This is a genomic window from Enterobacter adelaidei (assembly GCF_041937165.1).
Classification (GTDB): domain Bacteria; phylum Pseudomonadota; class Gammaproteobacteria; order Enterobacterales; family Enterobacteriaceae; genus Enterobacter; species Enterobacter adelaidei.
Genome location: NZ_CP154353.1, coordinates 1,148,036 through 1,159,022, shown reverse-complemented (window position 1 = coordinate 1,159,022; position 10,987 = coordinate 1,148,036). Strand labels below are relative to the sequence as shown.

The 10,987-nt window shown below is 52.5% G+C and carries 8 protein-coding genes; 7 read left to right on the top strand and 1 reads right to left on the bottom strand.

Annotation, left to right across the window (positions count from 1 at the left end; translation table 11 throughout):
• Nucleotides 1-2: 2 nt before the first annotated feature.
• Nucleotides 3-1,202: an enterochelin esterase gene (gene fes / locus AAHF05_RS05595; protein WP_129323598.1), complete on the bottom strand. Its 1,200-nt coding sequence runs from the start codon at nucleotides 1,200-1,202 to the stop codon at nucleotides 3-5.
• A 144-nt stretch (nucleotides 1,203-1,346) separates the two neighbouring features.
• On the opposite strand from fes, the gene AAHF05_RS05590 reads away from it, so the two are divergent.
• The 7 genes from AAHF05_RS05590 to AAHF05_RS05560 all read left to right on the top strand — a co-directional run bounded on the left by AAHF05_RS05590 (nucleotide 1,347) and on the right by AAHF05_RS05560 (nucleotide 10,974).
• A complete protein-coding gene (locus AAHF05_RS05590) occupies nucleotides 1,347-3,596 on the top strand; it encodes a TonB-dependent siderophore receptor (protein ID WP_028019522.1) in 2,250 nt (749 codons plus the stop codon).
• A gap of 85 nt (nucleotides 3,597-3,681) precedes the next feature.
• The gene (gene entD / locus AAHF05_RS05585) at nucleotides 3,682-4,344 is read left to right on the top strand and encodes an enterobactin synthase subunit EntD (protein WP_129323599.1); all 663 of its coding nucleotides are present in this window, start codon (nucleotides 3,682-3,684) and stop codon (nucleotides 4,342-4,344) included.
• Between the two features lie 393 nt (nucleotides 4,345-4,737).
• Nucleotides 4,738-4,956, top strand: coding sequence for a hypothetical protein (locus AAHF05_RS05580; RefSeq protein ID WP_206737102.1), 219 nt, complete (start codon nucleotides 4,738-4,740; stop codon nucleotides 4,954-4,956).
• 173 nt (nucleotides 4,957-5,129) lie between these two features.
• Nucleotides 5,130-5,339, top strand: coding sequence for a hypothetical protein (locus tag AAHF05_RS05575; protein ID WP_206737103.1), 210 nt, complete (start codon nucleotides 5,130-5,132; stop codon nucleotides 5,337-5,339).
• A gap of 133 nt (nucleotides 5,340-5,472) precedes the next feature.
• Complete coding sequence (locus AAHF05_RS05570) at nucleotides 5,473-6,747, top strand: HlyD family secretion protein (protein WP_129323600.1); 1,275 nt, start codon at nucleotides 5,473-5,475, stop codon at nucleotides 6,745-6,747.
• A complete protein-coding gene (locus tag AAHF05_RS05565; RefSeq protein ID WP_129323601.1) occupies nucleotides 6,740-8,872 on the top strand; it encodes a peptidase domain-containing ABC transporter in 2,133 nt (710 codons plus the stop codon). Before AAHF05_RS05570 ends, AAHF05_RS05565 begins: the two co-directional genes overlap by 8 nt.
• Nucleotides 8,869-10,974, top strand: coding sequence for a prolyl oligopeptidase family serine peptidase (locus AAHF05_RS05560; protein WP_332613810.1), 2,106 nt, complete (start codon nucleotides 8,869-8,871; stop codon nucleotides 10,972-10,974). Before AAHF05_RS05565 ends, AAHF05_RS05560 begins: the two co-directional genes overlap by 4 nt.
• Nucleotides 10,975-10,987 lie beyond the last annotated feature (13 nt).

Genomic DNA, 10,987 nt, shown 5'->3' with positions numbered 1-10,987 from the left:
CGTTATTGAATGAGCGGCTGCCAGAGGGTCATCAGCCCCTGCGTCAGCCCACCGCGCCAGCAAAGCGCATCGTGTCCGCCGTCAACCTGACGCCAGAAAATCGGCTGCTGCGCGTGTAGTTCGGCGTAAATCGCCTGATTGGCATTGAAAATCAGCGGCTCGTTGCGCCCGGCCTCAAGGACGATACGCAGCCCTCTCGCGGTTAGCTCACCCGCTCTGAGCTGTTCAATGAGGCACCCGTCCTGCTGCCCGCCACGGTGCGGCCACCAGTACGAGCCGGACTGGCTCAGCACGCAGCCAAAGCGCTGCGGCCAGTTGAGTCCGGCATAAAGTGAAGAGAGTCCGCCAAAGCTCTGTCCCGCCAGCACGGTACGGTCAGCGCGGTCGCTAAATGGGGCACGTTTTTTTACAAGAGGGAGAAGCTCTTCCTGCACCGCCAGCCAGAAATCGGGGTTGCAGGGCAGTTCGCGGCTGCGATGTTCCATGTCGATCACATCGATCAATACGTAGACCGCAGGCGGCAGTTTGCGCTCGGTGGTGAGCGACGTCAGCGCAGGCCAGACGGGCATGCTTTCGGCCCAGAACTGCCCGTCGAGCAGCACCGCCAGCGGGCGCTCGGGGCTGTCATCCCCGGTGGTAAAAATCCACACGCGGCGGTGGTTGTTCAGACGCGTGCTGTTCCACTCAATGCAGACCGGCGGCTGATACGGCGTATTGGGACGATCCCAGCCGGGCTGAACGGGCGCGTACGGCATCTCCAGCGCCGAGACGGCATGACCGCGACCGCCGCGCCAGCTCTGCGGATTCAGCGGGTCGGAAACCGCGTGCGGCAGCAGCCTGCGCCAGCCTTCGCGCAGCGCCATACGCTCCGGCTGCTCGCCTTCAAACACGGTATCGGCAAAATCGTTTTCGTTATCGGAGGGGATAAAACAGTAGCTCCCCCGCCATTCGGGGCTGAACTCACCCTGCCACTGCCAGACATCGGTATCGGGAATGCGTTCGAGGGACTGCGGTCGGGCATTTTGATGGTGGTCTGTTACGCCAGTGACGTAAAGCCAGACGCGTTTGATCGGTGACGTTCTTTGCGTTCCTGCCGGGTCACGCCACCAGAACGTGACGCGATATTTTCCCTTTTCCGGCTTCCATTCAGGCCCCTTTTTCGACTGCCACCACGCTTCACTTCCCGTTGTTAACGCCGTCACCCTTATAACCTCATGTTTAACAGTCTTTTTTGTTTTAGAGCAAATTTTATTGATAATATTATTGATAACTATTTGCATTTGCAATAGCGTAGTGCCCGCGCTGTGGGAAGCGCTCATAAAACAACCATAAAAGCAGGACGTACAATGAATAAGAAGATTCACTCTCTGGCCTTACTGGCCAATTTAGGGATTTACGGCGTCGCGCTACCCGCCCTGGCAGACGACAATACCGCCTCCGCGCAGCACGAAGACACGATGGTGATCACCGCCGCCGAGCAGAATCTGCAGGCGCCGGGTGTATCGACCATTACCGCCGATGAAATTCGTAAAAATCCACCCGCACGCGACGTGGCTGAAATCATCCGTACCATGCCGGGCGTTAACCTGACCGGGAACTCCACCAGCGGCCAGCGCGGTAATAATCGTCAGATCGACATCCGTGGCATGGGGCCGGAAAACACCCTGATCCTGATTGACGGCAAACCGGTGACCAGCCGCAACTCCATTCGTCTGGGCTGGCGCGGCGAGCGTGATACACGCGGGGATACCGGCTGGGTGCCACCGGAGATGATCGAACGCATCGAAGTCATCCGTGGCCCGGCCGCCGCGCGCTACGGCAACGGCGCGGCAGGCGGCGTGGTGAACATCATCACCAAAAAATTCGACGACCAGTGGCACGGCTCCTGGAACACCTATCTGAATGCGCCTGAACACAAGGATGAAGGGTCCACCAAACGCACCAACTTCAGCCTGAGCGGCCCGCTGGGCGGTGACTTCAGCTTCCGCATGTACGGCAATCTGGACAAAACCCAGGCCGACGCATGGGACATCAACCAGGGTCACCAGTCTGACCGTACCGGTGCCTACGCCGACACGCTGCCGGCAGGCCGTGAAGGTGTGGAGAACAAAGATATCAACGGCGTGGTACGCTGGGACTTCGCGCCGATGCAGTCTCTGGAGTTTGAAGCAGGCTACAGCCGCCAGAACAACCTCTACGCAGGCGATACCCAGAACACCAACAATGACAACAGTTCCAGCGGCCTGGTGAAGAAAAACTACGGCAAAGAGACCAACCGTATTTATCGTCAGAACTTTGCGGTGACATGGAACGGTGGCTGGGATAACGGCATTACCACCAGCAACTGGGCACAGTACGAACACACCCGCAATTCGCGCCTGGGCGAAGGGCTGGCGGGGGGGCTGGAAGGCCTGTTCAACAGCAATAAATTCACCGACACCGACCTGGCCGACGTGATGCTGCACAGCGAAATCAACCTGCCGATTGATTTCCTCGTTAACCAGAACCTGACGCTGGGCACCGAGTGGAACCAGCAGCGTATGAAGGACTCCACCTCCAATACGCAGACTCAGCAAGGCGGTAAGATCCCTGGCATGAGCGACGATCGTAGCCCGTACTCTTCGGCGGAGATCTTCTCTCTGTTCGCCGAGAACAACATGGAGCTGACCGACAGTACCATGCTGACACCGGCGCTGCGCTTCGATCACCACACGATTGTGGGCAACAACTGGAGCCCGTCCCTGAACCTGTCGCAAGGCCTGGGAAATGACTTCACGCTGAAGATGGGGATTGCGCGCGCCTACAAAGCACCAAGCCTGTACCAAACCAACCCAAACTACCTGCTGTACAGCAAAGGCCAGGGCTGCTATGCCAGCTCTGATGGCGTCGGGTGTTACATGATGGGTAACGACGACCTGAAAGCGGAAACCAGCATCAACAAAGAGATCGGTCTTGAGTGGAAACGCGACGGCTGGCTGGCTGGCGTGACCTGGTTCCGCAACGACTATCGCGACAAGATTGAAGCGGGTTACGCGCCGATGGGTCACACCTCTTCCGGTAAAGTGCAGACGGATATCTACCAGTGGGAAAACGTGCCGAAAGCGGTGGTTGAAGGTCTGGAAGGCTCCCTGAACGTGCCGGTTAGCGACACGATCAACTGGACCAATAACATCACTTACATGCTACAAAGCAAGAACAAAGAGACAGGCGACCGTCTGTCGATCATCCCGGAGTACACGCTGAACTCCACTCTGAGCTGGCAGGTCCACCAGGATGTATCGCTCCAGTCGACCTTCACCTGGTACGGCAAGCAGCAGCCGAAGAAGTACAACTACAAAGGTCAGCCTGTGACCGGGTCTGAGAAAGACGAAGTGAGCCCTTATAGCATCGTTGGCCTGAGCGCGACCTGGGACATGACCAAAAACGTCAGCCTGACCGGCGGCGTGGACAACGTCTTCGACAAACGCCAGTGGCGCGCGGGTAATGCCCAGACCACGGGCAACGCCACCACCGGTGCGTATATGTACGGTGCGGGTGCGTATACGTATAATGAACCGGGTCGCACCTGGTATATGAGCGTGAATACGCGATTCTGATACAGGCAGTAACTCCCCCCTCTCCCGTTGGGAGAGGGACGGGGTGAGGACATCAGGCCGCACTATTTGCTGATAGAGGAAAAACATGCACACCACCCACAGCACGTTCATTCTCGCCGGCCACACCGTCCACCACATCACCTTCGACACAGCCACCTTCGCCGACGCCGATCTCCTCTGGCTCCCCCACCACGCCGATCTTTCAAACGCCGGGCGCAAACGCAAAGCCGAGCATCTGGCCGGGCGCATCGCCGCCGCGCATGCGCTCGGTGCGATAAATGAACGCGTGATTCCGGGCATTGGCCCCAGCGGCGAACCGCTCTGGCCGGAAGGTGTGTCGGGCAGTATCACCCACAGCGGCACGCAGGCGATGGCGGTTGTTGTCCGCGACCAGCATGCGCTTATCGGCATCGACTGCGAAACAATCCTCTCCTGGAATGAAGCCGTTGCGATAAAAGAGGGCATTGTCAACGCGCAGGAAGATGCGAGCCTGTCGCGTACGGGCTACCCTTACGCGCTCGCATTGACGCTGGCTTTCAGTGCTAAAGAGAGCCTCTTTAAAGCGCTGTTTCCTGAAGTGAAAAAGTACATGGGATTTGATTGCGCGCAGGCTACTGCCCTGGATGAAAGAACCTTGACCCTAACGCTCGCACATCCGGCAGGTCGTTATCATCAGGGGGTCAGTTTTACGCTAGCCTGGCAACGTACTGACGATAACATCTGCACGATGATCGTGGAGCGGCAATAAAGCGTTGGTTTTTTCTCTCCCGGATTATTACATTTTTAATCTATTCAAACGCAATTTAATTATATAACCATTCCTATTAAACGGACTTCCCGCCACCACCCACAAAAAATTCACCCAGCAATATAATCTTACGCCTGCCAGGTAAAGATGTTAAGGGGGGCAGCCCTCACCCTACTATATATAATAGCCATTAAAATCTTCCTTAATTATTTGAATATCGCTCGCATACAACGCGCTTACATAACAGAATTTCGCTATAAAAACGCGCGTCAGATCAAAATTACAGCAATAAAAAATAGATAAAGATAAAATAAGCCATTTCCTTTTTTACTAATTTAGGACCATGATGTTTACGCTGTTTTACTTTAAATCGATACAACTAAGGAAAGTATAATGCGTGAATTAAATCAAAATGAAATGAACAGTGTCGCTGGCGGGATTGGTGCTGGTAACGGGAACGGCAATCATAGTGGCAATGGTAACGGCAACAGTGGTGGTAATGGCGGAACCTGTAACGGTGGCAATGGCGGTAATGGCGGTCGCGGAGGTAATGGCGGCAACGGCGGTAATGGCGGAAACTGCGGCGGTGGTAATAATGGCGGTCGCCGTTAATCACCCATAAAAGTAAATACGACGGCTCACGATATATTGTCATTGTGGGCCATCGTAAAGGATGGCTTTATTTCATCAGGAGATGAAAATGCGAGAACTACTGAATTCTGAGATGCATCTTATTTCCGGAGGATCGCAATGTGACGGCGGAAATGGCGGCAACGGTGGCGCCGGTGGGAACGGAGGTCGTGGAGGAAACGGTGGCACCTGTGGTTCAGGTAATGGCGGCAACGGCGGCAATGGCGGGCGCGGGGGTAACGGAGGAGATGGCGGAAACGGTGGTCCCGGCGGAAAAGGGGGGAAAGGAGGCAAAGGAGGCCCCGGTGGACATGATGGACGCAACGGCAAGGATGGCTGAATCTTTGCGGGGACAGCGTTACTGACAGAAAGCTAATGACCAGGACAATATGTGAACGTTCTGGAACAGGCGGAATAACCAGGCGTCATTCAGCTAAAATTTGTCGCCTGGAATCAGGCTAAATCTCACAGCCTCGCTTTATAAAAGGAATAGCGTGCGTGTATCGCCAACAAGCGGTTGAACACAAAAAAATGCAATGGCAGGGAAAGGCCTTACTGCTGCCTGGCGTTCCGATTTGGCTTGTTGCCGGATTATCTGCTTTTTTTATTATTGCCTTTATCGTTTTTACTTTGACGTTCAGCTACACAAGAAGGATCACCGTGATGGGTGAGATATCCACTTATCCTCGCTCATCAAATGTATATGCCAGTGTCCAGGGCGTTGTGGTTAAACAGTTTGTCACTGAAGGCCAACTGCTCAAAACAGGCGATGCCATCTACATGATAGATGTCAGTAAAAGCACGCGTAGCGGTGTTGTGAGTGATAATCAGCGAAGGGATGTTGATAACCAACTTACGCGTATTGCTCAAATCACGGATCTTCTCCAGGAGAATAAGAGAAACACCCTGGACATGCTAAAAAAACAAAAAGAGCAATATAGCGCAGCCCTCAAACGTTCCTCAGACATTATCGCACAAGCCCAGGAAGGCATTCGCGTCATGAAAACGAACATGGAAAACTATCGGCATTATCAAGCGCGTGGACTTATTACGCAGGATCAGCTGATAAACCAGATAGCCTTATACTACGAGCGACAAAATAATATGCTTAATTTGTCTGCTCAAAGCGATCAGAACGCGTTGCAGGTGACCACTCTCGAAAGTCAGATTCAAACTCAGGCTGCCGAATTCGATAATCAGATCCATCAGATGGAGCTTCAGCGCTACGAGCTGCAAAAAGAGCGTCTGAATATTGATGCCGGGGGCGCAATTATCATCCGGGCAATGGCTGACGGGCGGGTAGACTCCCTGAGCGTTACGGTTGGCCAGATGATCAAACCTGGCGACAGCCTCCTGCAAATTATCCCCCTGACTATCGATCACTTTTCTCTTGTCACCTGGGTGCCTAATGATGCCGTCCCCTATCTTTCTCCTGGCGACCGGGTAAATATCCGCTATGAGGCGTTTCCTGCACAAAAATTTGGCATGTTTGGCGGCACCATTTCGGTTATATCACGCTCCCCTGCCTCTCCTCAGGAGATGCAAACCTACCAGGGAGCACTTAAAGCGACCTCACCCGGGGCTGCCCCCTACTACAAAATTATTATCAGACCTGACAGACAAAATATTGCCTATGCGGGCAAACGTCTGAGTTTAGGCAACGGTATGCAGGCTCAAAGCACCTTATTTCTGGAAAAAAGGAAGATCTACCAGTGGATGCTTTCCCCATTCTACGATATGAAAAATAGCGCCGGGGGTCCGGTAAATGAGTAAACGTTCTCTTAAAACGCTCATCGAACAGCTTGATCTCCAGCTGCGCTCCCGGGTTCCGCTGGTCCACCAGACGGAATCCTCAGAGTGCGGCCTGGCCTGCCTCGCGATGATCTGTAGCCACTATGGCAAACAGAGCAACCTCATCGCCTTGCGTCAACAATTTAACCTGTCGGCACGCGGCACCACGCTGGCAGGCATGACACAAATCGCTGAACAGCTTGGGCTAGGAACACGCAGTTTATCCCTCGATCTGAATGAACTCAGCGCGCTTAAGACCCCGTGCATCCTGCACTGGGATTTTAACCATTTTGTGGTTCTCGTCAGCGTGAAGCAGAATCGAGTCATACTCCACGACCCCGCCCGTGGCCGAAGAAAAGTGAGTCTTGAGGAGATGTCGCAGTACTTCACCGGCGTAGCCCTCGAGTTATGGCCAGAAAGTACCTTTGCCGCCCAGCCCACAAGCAACCAGTTCAGCCTCAGGTCACTGGCCACAAAGGTGCACGGCCTTAAGGGAATGTTAGGTAAAATCTTTTTCTATTCGCTCATTATTGAAACCATCAACCTACTTATACCGATAGGCACTCAACTCGCACTGGATCATGCTATTCCCGCCGCAGATATGGGCTTGTTAACGGTGATTTGTATCGGTCTGTTTCTCTTTACTTTACTGCGCGTGGCGTTGAGCGCCCTGCGTTCATGGTCCTCACTGATGATGACGACGCTTATCAATGTGCAGTGGCAGTCCGGACTTTTTACCCATCTCGTGCGCCTGCCTCTGAGCTATTTTGAACGGCGAAAGCTGGGCGATATTCAGTCGCGTTTTGGGTCACTGAACACGCTTCGGGAAACCTTTACCAGCAGCATCGTTGGGGCACTTATCGACGGAACCATGATGATAGGTGTCATCGTGATGATGATACTTTATGGCCGCTGGTTGACTGGCGTGGTTATCGGCTTTACTGCGCTCTATGTTCTGACCAGACTCCTGACCTACAGCACCTATCGCGAATTATCGGAAGAAACCCTCATCAGAGATGCCCGCACCCGCTCTTACTTCATGGAAACGTTATATGGTATCGCAACCGTCAAAATGCAGGGTTTGAGTGAACGACGCGGCACTCACTGGCTAAATCTGGAAATTGATACGATCAATACAGAGATAAAAATCACCAAAATGGATCTGCTTTTTGGTGGTGTAAACGCTTTTATTATCGCCTGCGAACAAATAACAATGCTATGGCTGGGTTCAAGGCTCATCATAGAAAACACGATGACGATTGGGATGTTCATCGCTTTTGGCGTGTTCAGGGAACAATTCGCCGACAGGATCTGGTCACTTACCAATTTTTTGATGAAGTTGCGCATGATGCATCTGCATAACGAACGTGTGTCAGATATTGCGCTTAATGTAAGAGAAATGAAAAAGCCTGACAGGGAAATCATAAATACCATGCAACCTGTTACGCTGGAAACCCGCGCACTGAGCTATCGCTATGACGACCATTCCGCCGATGTGTTTCGCGATCTTTCATTTCAGGTTTCAGCTGGCGAAAGCGTGGCGATTACAGGACCGTCAGGGGCGGGGAAAACCACGCTTATGAGAGTACTTTGCGGGTTATTTGAACCCCGTTCGGGCTCAGTCACCATCGACGGGAATGACATTCAACAGTTGGGTTTAAACAACTATCGTAAAATCATCGGCTGCGTTATGCAGGATGATAAGTTGTTCTCTGGATCAATCAGGGAAAATATTTGTGGATTCGATGACAAAGCCGATAAGGACTGGATGGAAGTCTGTGCTCGCGCCAGTTATATCCATGACGTGATTGTTAAAATGCCTATGGGGTACGAGACCTTAATTGGCGAACTCGGTGAAGGATTATCGGGTGGACAAAAGCAGCGACTCTTTATTGCGCGCGCGCTATATCGTAAACCCGGAATTTTATTTATGGATGAAGCGACCAGCGCGCTGGACGAGGATAGTGAGGGCTATGTCAATGCAGCCATCAAAAAGTTAAACATCACGCGAATTATCATCGCTCACAGGCAATCAACTATCGCATCCGCTGAACGCGTGATTCGACTAACGCCACTGACAGAACAGCATGGATCCAGCTCGACATGAAAGATTGCCTGATAAAAAGACTAAAACGCGTCAGTAAGCAGGTAATTATTGCTACTCTCACGTTGTTCAGCGGTCTCTTTTTTGTTCATGCGAACGAAAAGCCATATGAGGATTACATGGATCCTTATCAATGGATGGAAACTCACCCCCAACAGACCGCACGCTGGTTAAATCAACGTTCAAACCAGACGGTTAACATGCTCCACGCCCTTCCCTGGCGAAACGTGCTGGCGAAAAGGTTGAGCGAGTTAGTGAATACAGCCCCCACTATTTCAGATATTTATGATGCGGGAGACAATCGTTTTTATCTTCGCTCATCGGCCGAACACCCCTACCTGCGTCTGTTTGTAAAAGAAACAGGGAAGCCTGAGCGGGTGCTCATCGATCCGCCTGTGGGTTATGGGATTAACTTTTTCATTCCTTCACATGATGGTCGCTTCGTGGCCGTTGGCCGCTCACGAAATGGAACGGAAAGCACGGATATCACGGTGATCAGAGTGGCTGATAACGTGGTATTAGACACTCGCATCCCCGCCGTTCGCTACCCCAATGTTGTCTGGGCCGCAGATAATCAGTCCTTTTATTACAGTCTGAACACTACAACTCAGGATTCAGGACGGCAGACCTGCGGCAAGGTCTATCTCCATCATATAGAAAGCAACAACGATGTTATGACGTTTGACTGGCGCACCATTCCAGAACTCGCACAGCAATCCTGCGAAAACGTTAATCTTTACGCCTCCCCTGATTCTGACTACCTGATTGTTAACGTGTCAAAATCCATTAGCGGTTATGGCAGCTCTCTTTTTTCCGCTAAAAAAGACGCAGATGTTAACGGCACGCTCAACTGGACCAGGATTGTTGATCCCGACGAAAATGTCTCTGCCTTTGTTTATTCCGGAAGATGGATTTATCTGGCGAGTTATAACGCCTCATCCGGCTATGATATTTCACGAATCGATCTGGCCGCCCCCCCCCCCGTCAGAGCACCCGTGATGAACTGGTCAAATGGGGAGCTAACGCAGCTAAGTATCAGCCGAGATTCACTTTATGTGGCGTACCATGACGCCGGAAGCAGTAAATTCATGCGTATTCCGTTTGCTGATATCAGTAAACGCCAGACAATTCCGATCCCTTCTGATGAAGACGTGAGTGCGATATTCGCCAGCAGTGACAGCAAGGATATTCTCTTCACCCGCCAGGGCTGGCTCAAGCCCCCTGTGATTTATCATTATCAACCCGGGGATAACATTATCCGCAACACTGCGCTAATTCCGCCGATAAGCCAGCCGCTGACAGACTATGTGGTGGAAGAAAAATGGGTGACCACAGCAGAGAATGTTCGCGTTCCACTTACGCTCATTTATCGTAAAGGGATTGCACGCGCAGGTACGTCCCCCACCTGGCTGACGGCTTATGGTGCGTATGGTGTAAGTACGTTTCCGTCATTCGATCTTTCGCGACTGCTCTGGCTTGAACAAGGCGGCATTCTCGCTATCGCGCATATACGCGGAGGCGGCGAACTGGGACCCGCATGGCACGAGGAAGGGAGAGCGGATAAGAAAGAAAATTCCATTACCGATTTTATTCGTTGCGCTGAATATCTTATCGACAATCGCTACACCTCACCATCAAAACTGGCGATCGGTGGCGAGAGCGCAGGGGGAATAATCGTGGGTATGGCGATGGCCCAGCGCCCGGAACTGTTTGCCGCTGTGGCCATAGACGCAGGGATGCTCAATACCAGCCGACTGGATAAAATTCCGATAGGCGTAATGAACTATGAAGAACTGGGTTCGCCGATGACGCCGTCTGGCAGGCGCACCTTAATGAAAATAGATGCATACCGGCATCTGGTGACTCAAAAACGTTATCCTCCCGTTCTGTTGACCGTGGGTCTGAATGACCAGCGAGTTTCCCCATGGCAAACAGCAAAATTCGCTGCCCGTTTAGAGGCGATAAGCACGCCGCGAAATGTGCTGGTGTTGGCTTACCGTCAGGGAGGTCACAGTGCGGCAACATATGCCGAGGCTGATTCAAAATTAGTCGACACGGTAAGCTTCTTTATCTGGAAAACCGATCCTCACGTTCAGGATAGGTGAAAGCGGCACCCAG